Source organism: Aquimarina sp. Aq107, from assembly GCF_943733665.1.
GTDB lineage: Bacteria > Bacteroidota > Bacteroidia > Flavobacteriales > Flavobacteriaceae > Aquimarina.
Map to the genome: position 1 here is coordinate 1,944,398 of NZ_OX030782.1, position 17,241 is coordinate 1,961,638.

Annotated in this window: 16 protein-coding genes; 7 read left to right on the forward strand and 9 right to left on the reverse strand. The window is 31.9% G+C overall.

What is annotated here, in order from left to right:
* Positions 1–26 precede the first annotated feature (26 nt).
* Both cysM and epsC read right to left on the reverse strand, forming a co-directional pair.
* A complete protein-coding gene (gene cysM / locus NMK29_RS08105; protein ID WP_108804367.1) occupies positions 27–911 on the reverse strand; it encodes a cysteine synthase CysM in 885 nt (294 codons plus the stop codon).
* Complete coding sequence (gene epsC / locus NMK29_RS08110; protein ID WP_108804366.1) at positions 911–1,702, reverse strand: serine O-acetyltransferase EpsC; 792 nt, start codon at positions 1,700–1,702, stop codon at positions 911–913. The genes cysM and epsC overlap by 1 nt, the downstream gene beginning before the upstream one ends.
* A gap of 293 nt (positions 1,703–1,995) precedes the next feature.
* Here epsC and NMK29_RS08115 point away from each other — a divergent pair, with 293 nt between their 5' ends.
* The 4 genes from NMK29_RS08115 (at position 1,996) to NMK29_RS08130 (ending at position 7,041) form a co-directional block, all read left to right on the forward strand.
* Entirely contained in the window at positions 1,996–2,880 is an 885-nt protein-coding gene (locus tag NMK29_RS08115; protein ID WP_108804365.1) for a dienelactone hydrolase family protein, read from the forward strand.
* 43 nt (positions 2,881–2,923) lie between these two features.
* Complete coding sequence (locus tag NMK29_RS08120) at positions 2,924–3,607, forward strand: DUF2461 domain-containing protein (RefSeq protein ID WP_108804364.1); 684 nt, start codon at positions 2,924–2,926, stop codon at positions 3,605–3,607.
* Between the two features lie 75 nt (positions 3,608–3,682).
* A complete protein-coding gene (locus NMK29_RS08125) occupies positions 3,683–4,672 on the forward strand; it encodes a type I glyceraldehyde-3-phosphate dehydrogenase (protein WP_108804363.1) in 990 nt (329 codons plus the stop codon).
* A gap of 140 nt (positions 4,673–4,812) precedes the next feature.
* On the forward strand, positions 4,813–7,041 hold the full coding sequence (locus NMK29_RS08130) for a DUF5916 domain-containing protein (RefSeq protein WP_108804362.1): 2,229 nt from the start codon (positions 4,813–4,815) through the stop codon (positions 7,039–7,041).
* A gap of 27 nt (positions 7,042–7,068) precedes the next feature.
* Here NMK29_RS08130 and NMK29_RS08135 read toward each other — a convergent pair whose 3' ends face one another.
* Together NMK29_RS08135 and NMK29_RS08140 are read right to left on the reverse strand one after the other, a co-directional pair.
* Complete coding sequence (locus tag NMK29_RS08135) at positions 7,069–8,148, reverse strand: sensor histidine kinase (protein ID WP_108804361.1); 1,080 nt, start codon at positions 8,146–8,148, stop codon at positions 7,069–7,071.
* The gene (locus tag NMK29_RS08140; RefSeq protein WP_108804360.1) at positions 8,149–8,910 is read right to left on the reverse strand and encodes a LytTR family DNA-binding domain-containing protein; all 762 of its coding nucleotides are present in this window, start codon (positions 8,908–8,910) and stop codon (positions 8,149–8,151) included. It lies immediately after the preceding gene.
* A 225-nt stretch (positions 8,911–9,135) separates the two neighbouring features.
* Here NMK29_RS08140 and NMK29_RS08145 point away from each other — a divergent pair, with 225 nt between their 5' ends.
* The gene (locus NMK29_RS08145; RefSeq protein WP_108804359.1) at positions 9,136–10,266 is read left to right on the forward strand and encodes a T9SS type A sorting domain-containing protein; all 1,131 of its coding nucleotides are present in this window, start codon (positions 9,136–9,138) and stop codon (positions 10,264–10,266) included.
* A gap of 80 nt (positions 10,267–10,346) precedes the next feature.
* Here NMK29_RS08145 and NMK29_RS08150 read toward each other — a convergent pair whose 3' ends face one another.
* The 5 genes from NMK29_RS08150 to NMK29_RS08170 form a co-directional block, all read right to left on the reverse strand.
* Positions 10,347–11,096: an SDR family NAD(P)-dependent oxidoreductase gene (locus NMK29_RS08150; RefSeq protein WP_027391337.1), complete on the reverse strand. Its 750-nt coding sequence runs from the start codon at positions 11,094–11,096 to the stop codon at positions 10,347–10,349.
* A 53-nt stretch (positions 11,097–11,149) separates the two neighbouring features.
* Complete coding sequence (locus tag NMK29_RS08155) at positions 11,150–11,731, reverse strand: TetR/AcrR family transcriptional regulator (RefSeq protein ID WP_108804358.1); 582 nt, start codon at positions 11,729–11,731, stop codon at positions 11,150–11,152.
* A gap of 80 nt (positions 11,732–11,811) precedes the next feature.
* Positions 11,812–12,339 carry a GNAT family N-acetyltransferase gene (locus NMK29_RS08160; RefSeq protein ID WP_108804357.1) on the reverse strand — a complete coding sequence of 176 codons (528 nt, stop codon included), beginning with the start codon at positions 12,337–12,339 and terminating at the stop codon, positions 11,812–11,814.
* An 11-nt stretch (positions 12,340–12,350) separates the two neighbouring features.
* A complete protein-coding gene (locus NMK29_RS08165; RefSeq protein ID WP_108804356.1) occupies positions 12,351–13,100 on the reverse strand; it encodes a C40 family peptidase in 750 nt (249 codons plus the stop codon).
* Between the two features lie 66 nt (positions 13,101–13,166).
* Positions 13,167–14,345 carry an acetyl-CoA C-acyltransferase gene (locus tag NMK29_RS08170; RefSeq protein ID WP_108804355.1) on the reverse strand — a complete coding sequence of 393 codons (1,179 nt, stop codon included), beginning with the start codon at positions 14,343–14,345 and terminating at the stop codon, positions 13,167–13,169.
* Positions 14,346–14,524: 179 nt separating this feature from the next.
* Here NMK29_RS08170 and NMK29_RS08175 point away from each other — a divergent pair, with 179 nt between their 5' ends.
* Positions 14,525–16,570, forward strand: coding sequence for an HD family phosphohydrolase (locus NMK29_RS08175; protein ID WP_108804354.1), 2,046 nt, complete (start codon positions 14,525–14,527; stop codon positions 16,568–16,570).
* A gap of 65 nt (positions 16,571–16,635) precedes the next feature.
* Complete coding sequence (locus NMK29_RS08180; protein WP_108804353.1) at positions 16,636–17,217, forward strand: hypothetical protein; 582 nt, start codon at positions 16,636–16,638, stop codon at positions 17,215–17,217.
* Positions 17,218–17,241: the final 24 nt, after the last annotated feature.

Genomic DNA, 17,241 nt, shown 5'->3' on the forward strand with positions numbered 1-17,241 from the left:
AGCCATAATATTCGATGTGAGACGAATTATAAAAATAAATCAGAACTTAGATAACGATCTCCACGATCACAGATGATTGCAACAAGAACTCCACTATCTATTGTTTTTGCTAATTTTAGTGCTGCGGTAACAGATCCACCACTACTCATACCAGAAAAAACACCTTCTTCTTTAGCGAGTCTTTTAGCCATTTCTGTAGCTTCTTCCTGACTAACTTCAATGACTTGATCTACTTTTGAAGGGTTAAATATTTTTGGTAAATATTCTTTGGGCCATTTTCTTATTCCAGGAATTCTGGATTCATCTGTGGGTTGTACACCTACTATCTGAACTTCTTTAGATTGTTCTTTTAGATATGTGGATGTCCCCATAATGGTACCCGTAGTTCCCATAGAAGAAACAAAATGTGTAATCTTTCCATCAGTATCTTTCCAAATTTCGGGACCAGTAGTTTTATAATGGGCTTTCCAGTTGTCATCATTGGCAAATTGATTTAACATAACGTATCCGTCATTGTTTACCTTTGCTTCTGCATAATCACGTGCTCCTTCGATACCAACATCTGTTGATGTTAAGGTCACTTTTGCACCATACGCTTTCATGGTTTGAACACGTTCTTTGGTAGAATTTTCTGGCATCACAAGTTCAATATCTAAATCAAAAATACCTGCAATCATTGCTAGTGCTATCCCAGTATTTCCGCTCGTCGCTTCTATTAATTTTGTGTTTTTATCAATATCTCCTCGATCTAAAGCAGACTTTATCATGTTATAAGCTGCACGATCTTTTACACTTCCTCCAGGATTATGCCCTTCTAGTTTTAAGTATAATGTTATGTTTGGGTTATCAATTAGGGAAGTAGCTTTTACTAAAGGTGTATTTCCGATGAGATCTAAAATGGTATGGGACATTAAATTACTTTTTTTATCTTGATTTCTGATGTGTTTGATATAATCGAATTTTCTGGGACTGAAGAAGTTATCCAAGCATTACCGCCAATAGTGCTGTTTGCTCCAATAACAGTAGTGCCACCAAGTATCGTTGCATTCGCATAAATGGTAACATTATCTTCTACTGTTGGATGTCTTTTTACATTGCGAAGCTTTCTATCCACGTATAAGCCACCTAACGTTACACCTTGATATATTTTTACATTATTCTTTATAATTGCAGTTTCTCCAATAACAATTCCTGTAGCATGATCAATAAAAAATGATTCTCCAATTTCTGCTCCAGGATTAATGTCTGTACCAGTTAATCTATGAGAATACTCCGTCATAAGTCTTGGTATAAGTGGTAATCCGAATTTTAATAATTCGTGGCTTAATCTGTAGATTGCAATCGCATAAAATCCAGGGTACGCAAGATATACTTCTTCTATAGAATTAGCTGCAGGATCACTTTTTATAAAAGAATCTGCATCTTTATTAAGTTTTTGTAATATTTCAGGGAGCTTTTCTAAATAAGATTGCCATATTTTACAACAAGGTCTTTCAGTTTCCCAACAGGCAAGATCTACCAACTCTTCAAAGGTTTGTTCCAGTATAGCGATGTTTTTCTCTACTTCTGTATCAGAATCGAATAAAGTATAAAAAAGAAGATTAGTGAAATACTCTGTTCTCTCCTTAAGTTTTAGCTTTAGATTAGGATTCTTTTTCTGTTTTTCAATCTTAGCTATAATTTGTTCTCTTTCTTTAGTCATAGTGCCTGTTTTGAAAAGTCTAGTAAATATATAGAATAAAGAAATAGAGAGGTCTTATTTAAATGCAAATACTTACATTTTTACAATAATAATAACAAAGAATAGCTAGAATTGATAGTAATACATAAAATTTGGTTAAAAAGATAAGACGGTTTGGTATTCTTTGAAGATGAATTACCTTTATAAAGGTTTACTAAAACGCTATCTATATTTATTGATTTGTGTAGTCATAGTTAGTGATGCAATGCGTACAGAAAAAAAACTTAATTTATCAAATAACAATAACACAGATTATGAAAAAACTCAAAAAGGAAGATATTAAACAAGAGGTGTTCAACTTATATGATGAGTACGCACATAGTAAGATTCAGAGAAGAGAATTTATTGAAAAGTTAGGTATCTATGCAGTAGGAGGAATTACCGTTCCATCTTTGATGAGTTTTTTGATGCCTAATTACTCGGATAATTTGATAGTTGATAAAAACAACATTCAATTAGATTCTAATTACATTACATACGATTCGGAAAAAGGTGGAGGAGAAATAAAAGCATTGTTTTCTAAACCTAAGAATGTAAAACAAAAATTAGGAGGAATTGTAGTAGTGCATGAGAACAGAGGATTAAACCCTTATATAGAAGATACTGCAAGGAGAGCAGCATTGGATGGTTTTATTACCATTGCGCCTGATGCGTTATCTCCGTTAGGAGGATATCCAGGTAATGATGATGAAGGGAGAAAATTGCAAAGAAAAAGAGATCGAAATGAAATGCTAGAAGATTTTATAGCAGCATATAAATACCTAAAACAACATGAAGAATGTAATGGTAAAATTGGCGTGGTAGGATTTTGTTTTGGAGGATGGATTTCTAATATGATGGCAGTAAAAATAGCAGATCTATCTGCTGCTGTACCTTTTTATGGAAGTCAACCTAAAGAGGATATTGATAAAATAGAAGCTCCGTTGATGCTTCAATTTGCCGGCCTCGACAAGCGTGTTAATGAAGGTTGGCCTGAATATGAAAAAGCTCTTAAAAAAGAAAATAAAGAATATGAGGCTTTTACTTATCCGGAAGTAAATCATGGTTTTCACAATACAAGTACGCCAAGATATGACAAAGAAGCTGCAGAGTTGGCTTGGAGTCGCACGATACAATTTTTTAAGGAAAAGTTAGTATAGCGTACCTCAATACAATAAAAATATAATCATTAAATCAAAATATATGGAGATTAGAATTCCTGAATTGGCATTCGAGTTTTTAAAAGACCTAAAAAAGAACAATCATAGGGATTGGATGCAAGAACATAAAAAACGTTATCAATCTAATGAGAAGGATTTGAAAGCATTTTATGCTTCAGTGACGGAAAAGTTAAATGAAGAAGATGAGATAGAGAAAACTAAGGTGTTTAGAATTAATAGGGATGTGCGTTTTAGTAAAGATAAAACTCCATATAATGTGCATAGAAGCGTTAGCTTTAGTCGGGCAGGAGCACATCGAAGAGGAGGATATTATTTAAGATTAGAACCTGGTAATTCTCGCATGGCTGGTGGTTTTTTTAGCCCAGAACCTAAAGATTTATTGCGTATTCGAAAAGAGTTCGAAATGGATGATCAAGAAATTAGAGATATTTTAGATCATTCAGATTTTAAAAAAGCATTTGGAGGTTTTAATACAGGTTATCAAGTAAAAACTGCGCCCAAAGGATTTAGTAAAGATCACCCATCAATTGATTTGATTAAAAACAAATCATTTTTTGTAGAACACGAATTTACCGATAAAGAGGTGTTTGCAGAAGATTTCTTAGAAAAACTTATATATCATTATAGGTTGTTAAGACCATATTTTGATTATATGAGTGATGTGTTAACAACAGATTTAAATGGTGTTCCTTTAATAGATGGATGATGTAATTTTAGTAGTATTTAATCGACTACCTAACCATAGTTTTTACCACATTTTAATACCAACAAAAAATAAGATATGAAAAGAATAGCAATAAATGGATTCGGAAGAATCGGGAGAGCTGCACTTAAAGTAATCATGGAGGAACCAGGTTTAGAAGTAGTAGCAATTAATGATTTAATGTCAATTGATAATGCCCGGTATTTACTAAAATACGATAGTGTATATGGTATTTATGATAAAGAAGTACGTATACACGAGGATCATTTACATGTAGATGATCAGAAGATATTATACTTCAATCAAAGAGACCCTGAACAACTTCCTTGGAAAGAAAACAATATTGATATAGTAATAGAAAGTACAGGTTTCTTTACGAATAGAGAAGATGCAGAAAAACATATTAAAGCTGGAGCTACTAATGTTGTGATTTCTGGACCAACAAAAAGTAAAGATACACCAACAGTAGTTCATGGAGTTAATACAGAGGATGGAAAAACAGCCATATTTTCTTGTGCTAGTTGTACTACTAATAATATTAGCCCAGTTGTAGAAATCTTAGGACGTACCATTGGAATTAAGAAAGCAATATTAAATACAATTCATGCATATACGGCTTCTCAAACTTTGGTTGATTCGCCATCAAAGAAAAACCCCAGGATGGGTAGAGCAGGTGCAGTTAATCTTACACCAACTTCGACAGGAGCAGCAATTGCAACAACAAAAGCGTTGCCACAATTCGAAGGTAAATTCGATGGTATAGCTGTTAGAACTCCTGTACCTGTTGGTTCCGTAAGCGATGTGACATTTATATCCGAAAGAAACACTACTGCTGAAGAAATTAATGAAATACTTTTAAAAGAAGCTAAAACCGATAGATATCTTAAAGTTTTGGATGTTACCTATGAACCTATCGTTTCTTCTGATATACAAATGAATCCTTTTGCTTCTACTGTGGATGCATCTATGACAAGAGTAGTAGATGGTGATTTGGTTAAAATTATGATCTGGTATGATAATGAGTGGGGTTTTACCAATCAAATGATTAGACAAATTTTAGAACTATAATACGTTATGGAACAAAGTATATCCAAAATCTTATGGTTTTGTTTGTAATAATTTTAACATAAACTAAGCTTTCGTATTATATTTTTGAGAATTCAATATCAAAAACTACTGATTATTAAGAATAAATACGAAGCTTTAGCATGAGATTTTGGATTACTGTACTTTTATTTAGTTTAGGACATCAAGTTTTTTCCCAAAAAAATACTACCGAAAAAAGGTCTTTTATTGTTGGTACCACTTCAGAAAGTATAACAATTGATGGTAAGTTAGATGAAGCTATCTGGACAAAGTTAGAGCCTGCTAAAAATTTTACACAGTATTTCCCAAATGATTCTTTACCAGCTGCTGCGCAAACAGAAATATACATGTGTACAGACAAGAAAAATTTGTACATAGGAATTAAATGTTATGCTGCAGGAAATGATTGGGTAATAGAATCCTTGCGTAGGGACTATCGTGCAGGAGGAAATGATAATATCACTTTACTATTCGATACTTTTGATGATCAAACCAATGCATTCTATTTTGGAATTAATCCAGAAGGTGTTCTAAGAGAAGGAACTATAAGTAATGGAGGAAATGTTTTTCAGGATTTTTCTACTTCTTGGGACAATAAGTGGAGAGGGAATGCCAAAAAGTATGATGGCTATTACACGGCAGAACTAGAGATTCCTTTTAGCACTTTTAGATATCCAACGCCGTCTAAGAAATGGGGATTTACTTCTTATCGATTTGACACACAGTCTAATGAAATAAGTACGTACCCAGGAACACCGCGAAATCAAGTTGTTTTCACGTTAGCATATCCCGCAGAGATGATTTGGGAAGAAGATCTAGTCACTAAAAGTAGTGCGGTTTCTTTGATCCCATTTGTTTCTACAGGGATCAATAAGAACTATGAGGATAATCTACCAACGGATCAAATTTTTGAAGTAGGAGGTGATGCTAAAATTGCATTAACACCTGGTTTGAATTTAGATTTAACCGTAAATCCCGATTTTTCTCAGGTCGAAGTTGATGAACAAATAACCAACCTAGATCGTTTTGAAATTTTTTTTCCAGAACGAAGGCAATTTTTTCTTGAAAATGCTGATCTTTTTGGACAGTTTGGTTTTTCTAATATTAATCCATTTTTCTCTAGACGTATTGGAGCAGGAGAAGATGTAGTTAATGAAGAATTGGTTCAGAATAGAATTTATGGAGGTCTTCGTATAAGTGGGAAGTTAGATCCGAAGACCAGAGTCGGTTTGCTAAACATGCAAACAGCTTCTAGTAAGTCGCAAGGAATTCCAGGAACAAATTTTGGTGTTGGAGTTATACAAAGAAAGATCGGAGTACGTTCTAATATTGGAATTATTGGTGTAAACAAACAAACTGTAAATTTTGACGAAAATCTAGATACCTTAGATATAAATCGGTATAATAGAATGATAGGACTGGACTATAACTATTCTACTAAAAGTAATACTTGGTTTGGAAAAAGTTTTATTCACTCAACTTTCTCTCCTGATACCGATATGGCGATAGCACAAGGCACAACGTTGAATTATAATACTAGGAAATTTGGAGCATTATGGAAGCATGAATATGTCCACGAAGATTATAATGCAGAAGTTGGATTTACGCCTAGAACCAATTATGTAAGAATTAGTCCTTCTGCAGAACTTAGGTATTATCCTCAAAATGATTTTTTAAATAACTATAGTTATGGCGCTGAGGCAGATGTCTTTTGGAGACCTGAATTTGGAAAAACGGATCATTTTTTTTCAGTTGGGTTAGGAGGGGAATTGACGCAAAGATCAAATTTCGGGTTTAATCTAAATCATAGTTATGTATATCTTTTTGATCCATTTGATCCAACAGGTACTGATTCAATCGAGTTAGAAGCAGACCAAGATTTTTCTTGGGTAAGTTTTACTGGTAACTATCGTAGTGATAGAAGAAAAGTATTTAGTTGGAACATAAGTCCTTATATCGGAGAATATTTTAATGGTTGGAGATATGGTACTAGAGGTGGTTTTAATCTACGATTTCAGCCCAAAGGATTTTTCTCTTTAAATTATGCGGTTAATGTGTTTGATTTACCTCACTTAGATGGTACACGAGAAACTTATTTAATTAGTCCTAGGATAGATTACACGTTTTCTAAAAGTCTATTTACATCCGTTTTTGTGCAATATAATTCACAAGATAATAATACTAATATTAATGCCCGAATTCAATGGAGATTTGCCCCAGTGTCGGATTTAATTCTGGTTTATACAGATAATTATTTAACAGGAAATGTAGATGATCAGATGAACCGTTTTGCTTTTGATGTAAGAACTCGTTCCATAGTCTTAAAAATCACGTATTGGTTGAACTTGTGAAATAAATGATTATAAATCCTTGAACTTTTAATATTCCACAGGTATTCTAATAACAGTTTCTACACCAGTATTGTTTTTTAGGTTTTTGAATGTGAAGTCAAAATTCTTATTATAAAGGGTAAATAATCTATCTTTTATATTTTTAATACCCATTCCTGAAGCTTCAATATCTTTTATGGCCTCTCCATCATTGGTAATGTTAATTAATAATTGATCATTCTTTTTCGAAATACTTAGTTTGACTCTAAGGTTTTCTACAGTATAAGAATATCCATGCTTAAATGAATTTTCAATAATAGGTTGAATAATCATACTGGGAATTAAGGCATCTTCGATATCTTCTTCTATTTGAATATTCATTATTAAATGATCAGAAAATCGTATTCTCATAATGTCTATATATTTATTTAATAATGATATCTCTTGATGTAAAGGGATTAAATTTTCATTTTTAATGATTAAAACTTCTCGTAATAAATCTCCTAAAAAAACAATCATATCCTGTGCTTTTTTTTGATCTTCTATGATTAAAGCGGAAATACTGTTTAGCGTATTAAAAAGAAAATGAGGGTTTAGTTGAGATTTTAACGCCTCCATTTTAAAATTAATAAGCTGTTCTGATAATTGTGCTTTTTGCACCTCCATTTTACTGGTTCTATTGATGTAATAATAAGAATAGATGATACTTACGAAACCTACATAACCTAGAAAATCACGCCCTGAAGAATGCACTAGTTCAGATATGATTTCATTTTTAGATAAGGGAGTAGTAGTATTTTCAGTAATTATTAAATAGATGACTCCTGATAAAGTAACAAGTAATCCATAAATCCACGATAATACGAAATGGATGGCAATGATAAATATCCACCTATAGTTTCGATTAATCATAATTTTAGTTACTATAAGAATAATGAAAACGATAGGAGTAATGATAATTGTTGTAGGGATTAATTGTTCAATGATTATGCGGAACCATTCGGTATTTTCAATAGCTCTACCTTCAAGATAATTTAAAAAAAATTCCTGTAGTATTGTCACTGTTTTGTATCCACTGACGTACCCCATAAGGATTAAGAATAGTTTTCTATCTATTATTTTTTTCAATTATACTCCCATTTTGGTTAAAAACTCTTTCTTATAACTTTTACTAATTCTAAACTGATTACTGTCTTTCATTTTTACATGAATCGCTCCGTAGCTTGAGTTTATAAGTTCCTTCATAAAATCAATATTGATAATTGTAGATCGATGAATTCTTATAAAATGTTCTGGATTTAATATATTAAGTAGGTTTTGTAGAGATTCTCTAAGAAGATACTTCTTACTTTCTGTATATATTTCTGCATAATAGTTAGACGCAGTTATATATATAATTTCATTTAGAGGAATAAATATAGTTCTGTTCCTTAATGGAATAGGAAGTTTTTTGATAGGGTTTTTATCTGCAATACGAACATGACTCATTAGGTTATTTACTTTTTTTTGGAGCTGAGAAGTGTCTTTTTTATGAAAAGCTTCAATAGCTTTATTGACAGATACATAAAACCGGTCTTCATTAAAGGGTTTTAATAAATAATCAAAAGCAAAAAAATTAAAAGCTTTTAGTGCATAAGCGTCAAAGGCAGTTACAAATATTATCATAGGAGCTTTTACTGAAATTCTCTCTAGAATATCAAAACCGGTCATATCTTTTAGTTTTATATCTAAAAAAATAAGATTAGGTTTTAATTTGTCGATCATTAAAATAGCTTCCTTTCCAGTTTTACATATACCAATGACATTAATCATGGGTTCTGTTCTAAGTAAGTTATTAATTAAATTCCTTGCTAAAGGTTCATCATCAATTATTAAAGCTGAAATTTTCATTTCTCAGGTATATCTTCATTTTTGTTATGCGCTTATGGAACAATTTAAACAAAAAATGTATGTTAATCGCTTATTAATTGCATTCACATCAAAATATGAGGTATTCACTTCAAAAAAAAGGCAATCTACTTCAAAGTGATATAGAGATATCACAAAAACAAATAATTTTAAATTGAAATAACGAAAACACATCATCTATTTATTTAATTTAAAAAGAACAAAAAAATGAGAAAACTATATGTTTTAATATTAGTTATAGTATCATCGGTAGTCTATTGTCAAGAGGTGACTACAGTTTTAGATTCTCCGGATGCGGTTGTAGATGATGCTTTGGCTTTAGATTTCAGAGGTAATTTATATGGTTCTAATTTTTTTGGAGATTCAGTCTATAAAATTTCACGATCAGGAGAAGTAAGTGTATTTGTTTCTGGATTGGCTAATCCTAATGGATTGGCTTTTGATCGTCAGGGCAATCTTTTCATAGCAGAATTTAGTGCATCCGTTATTCATAAATATGATAAGGAAGGGAATTTGCTAAAAAGCTTTCCTGTAGATGGTATACCTTCTGGAATGATTCAATCAAGGTTAAGAAATTCGATTATTTTTACTGATGTACGTAATAATGGAATCAAAGAGTTATTGCCTGATGGAACAGTTAAGGTATTATATACAGGAGAACCACTTAATGCTCCAGTAGGTTTAGCTTTTGATCGAAGAGGAGTGCTATATATTGGTAACTTTAATGATCGAAAAATATATAAATTAAATACTAGAAGTGAAGAATTAGAATATATTGCCACAGTTCCTGATTCTGGAACAGATTTTCCTTTCTTAGGGTTTATCGCTTATGCAAATGGTTCACTTTTTGGTACCAATTATGGAGAGCACAAAATTTATAAAATCAATCCTAGAAAAATTGATGATGTTTCCGTTTTCGCAGGAAGTGTTAACGGAGATATGGATGGAGATATTTCCGAGGCTACCTTTTCTTATCCAGCAGGGATTATAGCTAATAGAACAGGGACTGCATTATATGTTTCTGAACTTAGTGGATTAGGGAATATAAGAAAGATATCAAGCAGACCCTATTTTCCTCGACGTAATTTTAGTGTAGAAATATTACAAAATCCTGTAAAAGATATACTTGATCTGAAATTCAATTCAAAAAACGAAGGAATTATAAATATTCGAATTTATAGTCTGTTAAAAGGTGATTTGATTTTGGAAAGCCAGCAATTTATGGAAAAAGAAGTGTTTAAAATTCAAATTAATATAGAAGATTTTAGAAGAGGAGGATATATTTTAAAGGCAGAAAAGAACGGGAATATTAGAAGTGAAATTTTCATAAAAAATTAAAAATAAGACGAGTAGTTTATAAAATTGAAATAGGAATATGTCATAAAATAAAACATATTCCTATTTTTAATTTCAATATTCTAAATCTGACTTAACCCTCCATCAACTTCTAATTCTACACCGTTAATGTAAGAAGCATCGTCAGAAGCTAAAAATAGTGCAGACTTGGCAATTTCATCAGAGCTTCCGAAACGTCCTAAAGGAACTTGTTCAGCGAATCCTTTTCCCATTTCTTCTACAACATCTTCTGGTAATCCCATCTTGCCATAAAGAGGTGTTTCAATAGGTCCAGGAGCTATTGCATTTACTCTAATACCTCTTGATTTCACTTCGGATGTCAAAACTCTCTGATATGCACGTAATGCACCTTTTGATGCTGAATATATGCCTAATCCATCAAATCCTTTTTGATGAACAACAGAATTTGTAAATAGAATTGTCCCTCCATCATTGATATGGGGTAAAGCTTCTTTAGTAGCGATGATCGGACCTTTTACGTTTATATCAAAAATGTTGTTATAATGTTCTTCTGTAACATCAGTGGTTGGAGTAGGAGTTGCAATTCCAGCATTTAAAAATAATATGTCAATTTTTCCATATTTGTTGGTTGCTTCTTCTATAAGCCTTTTATTATCTGCAGCGATACTAACATCCGCTTTGACCGTTATAAAGTCTCCTTTTAGTTCTTTCGCTACTTCATCAAGAGCTTCTTGTCTTCTTCCAGAGACTACTACTTTGGCACCTTCTTGAAGATATAACTTAGCAGTTGCTAAGCCAATTCCACTATTAGCTCCTGTAATTACTGCTACTTTGTTGTTTAATTTACTCATTTTATATGTGTTTTTATTTGAAATAATCGTTTCAAATTAAGTTAAAAAAAATATTAATATAGTACCGTTAGTACCGTTTTGATTAAATTTCTAAGTTCACTTTCATTCGAATTTAGGATTCCTGTCATTCTTAAACCTTGGATGGATGAATATAAATATAAAGCATATTGTCCAGCAGTTTGTTTTTCGTTAAAAACTTTTTCCATTTGACCGTTATGCACAACATCTTCTAAAAGCGCAATCATTTGTTCCTGATTTTGCTCCATAAAAGACTGTATTAATGGTTCTTGATTGGACATTTCTGATTTACAGTTTACGATTAAACAACCTTTACGATCTTTGTCTTTTATGATATCTTTTAAATACCATTCGAAAATTGAGAGTATTGTATCAGAAGCGTTGTGAGTATTTACAATTTCTTTACTCATATTCTTGTTACCTGCATTTTGGTAAAAAGAAAGTACTTGCATAAACATTCCTAATTTACTTCCAAAAGAATTATAGATACTTGATCGATTAAGATTAGTAGCATCTACCAAATCTTGCATAGAAGTCCCGTTGTATCCCTTTTTATGGAATATTTCGGTTGCTTTTTGCAGTACATTGGTTCTATCGAAAGTTTCTACTTTTGGCATATTTTAATGAAATGATCGTTTCAAAATTAATTATAACCTAATTATAATACTGTTATAAAAATACTAAATTTTAAAATTATTTATAAAACGAGCTTCATCATTATGTCGGTTTGTTTGTCAGTACCTAGCATAAAACTATGTTTGTCAAAGGTTTCAAATCCATTTCGTTCATAAAACCTTATCGCATCTGTGTTCTCGTCCCAAACTCCCAACCATATAAAATCTTTCTTCTGACGTTTTGCAATTAGGATAATAGTATCAAACAATTGCTGTCCAATACCTTTACCTTGATACTCCTTTACAACATAAATACGTTCTATTTCTATTGATTCTCCTTTTATGAGTTCAGTTTGAGCTTTACCAGTGTTTAACTTAAAATAGCCGATAATTTCTCCTTTGTGCAGTGCAAAGAAGAATTGAGATTCTGGATTGAGAATTTCACTTGTGATTTTTTCTAAAGTAAAACTTTGATTTAAGTAATAATCTATGTTTTCGGGAGTATTATGAGGAGGGCCAAAGGCATCATAAAAGGTTTGGCGACCAATTTCTAGAAGTTTACGACTATCCTTAGGGAGAACATTTATTATTTTTAGTTCTAGAGGTGTCATTATTATAGATTTTAAACTATTCGTTTAATAACTCTTAATTTATGAGTATATAGTCGTTTTTCTCCATTAAAAATTCCAGTGTGATCTATACGATCCACGCGCACTTTGCCGTGTGCGTGGATAATATAGTTATCTTTCATAATAATACCTACATGAGTAATTGCTCCTTCTTCATTATCAAAAAAGGCCAAATCACCAGGCTCACTTTCTTCTATAAAGCTTAAAGGATCTCCTTGTGTTGCTTGCAAAGAAGCATCACGTAATAATTTGTATCCATTTAATTTATAGACCATTTGTGTAAAACCACTACAGTCAATACCAAAATTGGTCTTACCACCCCATAGATAAGGTGCATTAAGGAATAGATAAGCAGTTTCTACCAGTTTTTCTTTAGATTGTATTTCTGTAATCCTATTACCATCATATTGATGTTTAAAAAAATCTAGCGCTCCTAAAGAGGATCCCAAAGCAATTGGCATCAATTGATTGTCTTCACAACTAACAAAATCAATTAAGTCTGCACTGACATCCAACGATTTGGTGTTAAACTCTTTGTATCGGTCCTCAGTGATTTCTATATATTGTTTATTATCGATCCAGCCTTCATATGTGTCAAATGCTAAACGGATTCGACTCCATTTTTTTCGTTTTTCTAAAACTTTAAAGTGTTCACCATACAGAACTTGTGATACCATTTCACTTGGATCATTGGGTTCAAAACGTAATGGCACAATACTAAGATTGCAAATACCGTATAGCATGAATATTTATAGCTACTATATATTAGACATTTAATAAATTTGGATTGCTAATCCTTTTAATTTGTGTTACACACGTTCGATTACCATTGCAGAAGCTCCACCACCTCCGTTACATATAGCTGCAGCTCCGGTTTTTGCATTATTTTGCTCCAGCACATTCATCAAAGTAATCAGGATACGAACACCTGAGCATCCTAGAGGATGTCCTAATGATACAGCACCACCGTTAACGTTTGTATTAGAATCATTTAATCCAAGTATTTTCATATTTGCCAGCCCAACTACAGAAAATGCTTCATTGAATTCGAAAAAGTCTACATCATCTAAAGAAATACCTGCTTTATCAATTGCTTTTGGTAAAGCTTTTGCGGGTGCTGTAGTAAACCATTTTGGTTCCTGCGCAGCATCTGCATAACTTTTAATTTTCACCAATGGTTTTAATCCTAGTTCAGCTGCTTTTTCTTCGCTCATTACTACGACAGCACCAGCACCATCATTTATAGTAGAAGCATTCGCTGCTGTCACTGTTCCTTCTTTTGTAAAAGCAGGACGTAATGCAGGAATTTTTTCCATTTTTACATTCTTGTATTCTTCATCTTCAGTAATCATAATAGGCTCACCACGACGCTGAGGAACAGGTACTGGAACTATTTCATTCTCAAATTTACCTTCTGACCAAGCTTTAGCAGAACGTTCATAAGATTGAATGGCAAATGCATCTTGATCTTCTCTACTAAAGTTATGTTCAGTAGCACATAAATCTGCACAAACTCCCATAGCATTTTGATCATATACATCAACTAAACCATCTCTTTGCATTCCATCTTCTAATGTTTGCGAACCAAATTTATGACCCGATCTAAGTCTTACATAGTGCGGAATTAAACTCATATTTTCCATTCCACCAGCAACGACTATATCAGCATCTCCTAATGCAATAGTTTGCGCAGCGTGCATTACAGCTTTCATTCCACTAGCACATACTTTATTTACAGTAGTACAAGGAACAGTATCATTAAGTCCGGCACCTAAAGCAGCTTGTCTTGCCGGAGCTTGACCATTTCCTGCTTGTACTACATTTCCCATAAATACCTCTTGAACCAATGAAGGATCTAAGTTAATTTTATCTAATGCACCTTTAATTGCTATTGATCCCAATTGAGTAGCAGGAACAGTGGATAAACTGCCTAAAAAACTACCTATTGGTGTACGTGCTGCCGATACTATTACAACGTCTTTGCTCATTATACTATATTTAATATGTGTGTTTGTTATTCTGCGAATTTAAGGATTTTTAGAGGATATACATAGCTAAGTTTTTGATTGAATTATTGATTATTAAATAGTATTGAAGTAGTATTTTTTAGACTTCTTTATACTGACTTATTTTTTAGTACTTTTGAGTTATATATACGAATATCCTTGTGAAGAATTTTTTAAATAATTTTTATAAAAATCAGTCCTTTTTATATAAGGTTTTTCTTTTTGTAATTACATTAATACTTATTGTTTACCTATTTCCAAAGGGAGGTGTTTTTAAGTATGAATTTACCAAAGGTAAACCTTGGCAGTATGAAAATTTATATGCTCCTTTTGATTTTGCTATAGCAAAGACGGAAGACGAGATTATTGCCGAGAAAAAAAGAATTGAAGATAATATTATTCCTTATTTTGAATATGATACTATCGTATCAAACTTGGCTAAAGATAGATATGAAGCAGCTTTTAAAAGTAATCTAGAAGTATTAGATCAAAGTAGTTCTGGAAAGCAAGCAAAACTTTTTGGTAGAATTATTCTTAATGATATTTATCGATATGGTGTATTACAAGAGGCATATAGTTATGAAAATAAACGACAAATATTTCTTAATAAAGGTAACAAAGCAGAAGCTATTACTTTTGGACAAATATTAACTCCAAATCAAGTAACAACGCTTATTAACTCAAGAATAGATAAGAGTGAGTATACAAAGTTTAAAAGTGGTTTTGTTGCATTGTTTTATGATCTAATTAAGCCAAACGTTACCCTTAATCAAAAATTAACTGAGAGTACCCTCGAAAATGAATTGTCGCAAGTTCTCACAACAAGAGGTAGTGTTTCTAAAGGTAGTAGAATTATAGCAAAAGGAGAAGTTGTAGAAGGCAATCGATTACAAATATTAACATCGCTAAAAGCTGAATATGAATCTCAGGTTTGGAGTGACAAGAATTTTTATTGGATTGTTTTTGGATATGGTATTTTAGTGGCTTTGGCGCTCTTAATGTTATTACTTTTTATTAGAAAATATCGAAGAGATATCTATGATAATAATACCCAGGTAACATTTATAGCGTTCAATGTTTTATTAATGGTATTGATAACTACATTGGTAGTAAAATATAAATCGGATTATATTTATATAGTACCATTATGTATTTTGCCATTAATTCTAAAAGCATTTTTTGACTCGAGACTTGGGTTATTTACACATGTTGTAACTGTATTGATTTTAGGTTTTGTTGTACCCAATAGTTATGAGTATACTTTTTTGCAGATTATTGCTGGAATCGTTACTATACTAACTATTTCGGAGTCTTATAAAAGGGCAAATTTGTTTATTACCGTTGGACAAATTACCGCTATTTATATTGTAGCATATATCGCCTTTCATATTATTCATGAAGGGAGTATTAGTGATATTGATTGGACAACTATAGGATTGTTTGTTATAAGTGGTTTTGCAACGTTAATTGTACATCCATTAATTTACGCTTATGAGAAAATGTTTGGTTTGATCTCTGATGTTTCTCTTTTAGAACTGAGTGATACCAATTCATCTCTATTAAAAGAATTATCGGATAAAGCTCCTGGAACATTTCATCATTCGCTTAATGTTGCAAATATTGCCGAGGCTGCTGCTAATGAGATAGGAGCAAATGTAATGCTTGTTAGGGTAGGAGCTCTTTATCACGATATAGGTAAAATGGCCAATCCTACTTTTTTTACGGAAAACCAAACAGCATCAGGAAATGCACACGACGTTTTATCTCCTAAAGAAAGTGCTAAGATTATTATAAATCATGTAATTCGTGGTATCGAAATAGCAAAGAAAAACAAGCTTCCTGATCGAGTGATTGATTTTATAAGAACACATCACGGAACAAGTACTGTTTACTATTTTTATATGAAAGCTAAGGAGACTAATGAAAATGTTAATATAGAAGATTTTCAATATCCTGGTCCAAAACCATTTTCTAAAGAAACGGCTATTTTAATGATGAGCGATAGTGTTGAAGCAGCTTCTAAAAGTTTAAAAAACCCTACCAGTAGTTTAATAGATTCTTTTGTAGAAAAAATCGTTAATAAGCAAATGGAAGATGGGCAATTTCTTAATGCAAATATTACTTTTAAAGAAATTCAACAGGTAAAAAAAGTATTCAAACGTAAGCTTACTAATATTTATCATCTCCGAATCGAATATCCCGAATAATATTTTAAGATTGGTATGTTATTTGATAAGATAGCTAGTAACATAAACCATCTTAAAAATTTACTATGAAATCTTTCAGAAACTTTGTCATTCTAGTATGTTTACTACTAGGTCTTAAATCACATGGTCAAGTTAGGATAGGAGGAGATGTTTCTATTGACATAAGTATAAATATTCCAGTTCCTGATATTGTAATAGAACAAAGAAAAAATACAAGAGTTGATACAAAACCCTCTGCTCCTGTTATACATAACTGTGATCACTTATGTACGCATAATGAAAATGTAAGTTATGGAGAAATTCAAAATCAAAACGGTCCTTTTGGTCGTCAAATATATCAAGTAACTCGTGCAAGATTAGAATCTAATCCTGTTGGTTCAGAAAGTGTTATTTATTTTTTAGATTCTGGAGATGTATTAGAATTAATAATTGTAGCTGCTAATCTTCAAGATTTCAATTACCATAGCTATGAAGATAATTGTGATTGTTCACAGCAAAATAGAATATTGGAAGTACTATTAAATAATCAACAAATACAGTTAAGAGATGGAAGTTTATCATTACAACCAAAAAGAAATGGTTTTCACTCTGTTATAAATTTGCATACTGAATTTGAAGGAGATTTTAACGGAACAGTTAATTTTTAGACTAGTATTTTTCATCCATCCAGA

Excerpts from the sequence above, each read along its gene's own strand:
- cysM (WP_108804367.1), bottom strand. The coding sequence starts at position 911 with ATGTCCCATACCATTTTAGATCTCATCGGAAATACACCTTTAGTAAAA.
- epsC (WP_108804366.1), bottom strand. The coding sequence starts at position 1,702 with ATGACTAAAGAAAGAGAACAAATTATAGCTAAGATTGAAAAACAGAAA.
- NMK29_RS08115 (WP_108804365.1), top strand. The coding sequence starts at position 1,996 with ATGAAAAAACTCAAAAAGGAAGATATTAAACAAGAGGTGTTCAACTTA.
- NMK29_RS08120 (WP_108804364.1), top strand. The coding sequence starts at position 2,924 with ATGGAGATTAGAATTCCTGAATTGGCATTCGAGTTTTTAAAAGACCTA.
- NMK29_RS08125 (WP_108804363.1), top strand. The coding sequence starts at position 3,683 with ATGAAAAGAATAGCAATAAATGGATTCGGAAGAATCGGGAGAGCTGCA.
- NMK29_RS08130 (WP_108804362.1), top strand. The coding sequence starts at position 4,813 with ATGAGATTTTGGATTACTGTACTTTTATTTAGTTTAGGACATCAAGTT.
- NMK29_RS08140 (WP_108804360.1), bottom strand. The coding sequence starts at position 8,910 with ATGAAAATTTCAGCTTTAATAATTGATGATGAACCTTTAGCAAGGAAT.
- NMK29_RS08145 (WP_108804359.1), top strand. The coding sequence starts at position 9,136 with ATGAGAAAACTATATGTTTTAATATTAGTTATAGTATCATCGGTAGTC.
- NMK29_RS08150 (WP_027391337.1), bottom strand. The coding sequence starts at position 11,096 with ATGAGTAAATTAAACAACAAAGTAGCAGTAATTACAGGAGCTAATAGT.
- NMK29_RS08155 (WP_108804358.1), bottom strand. The coding sequence starts at position 11,731 with ATGCCAAAAGTAGAAACTTTCGATAGAACCAATGTACTGCAAAAAGCA.
- NMK29_RS08160 (WP_108804357.1), bottom strand. The coding sequence starts at position 12,339 with ATGACACCTCTAGAACTAAAAATAATAAATGTTCTCCCTAAGGATAGT.
- NMK29_RS08165 (WP_108804356.1), bottom strand. The coding sequence starts at position 13,100 with ATGCTATACGGTATTTGCAATCTTAGTATTGTGCCATTACGTTTTGAA.
- NMK29_RS08170 (WP_108804355.1), bottom strand. The coding sequence starts at position 14,345 with ATGAGCAAAGACGTTGTAATAGTATCGGCAGCACGTACACCAATAGGT.
- NMK29_RS08180 (WP_108804353.1), top strand. The coding sequence starts at position 16,636 with ATGAAATCTTTCAGAAACTTTGTCATTCTAGTATGTTTACTACTAGGT.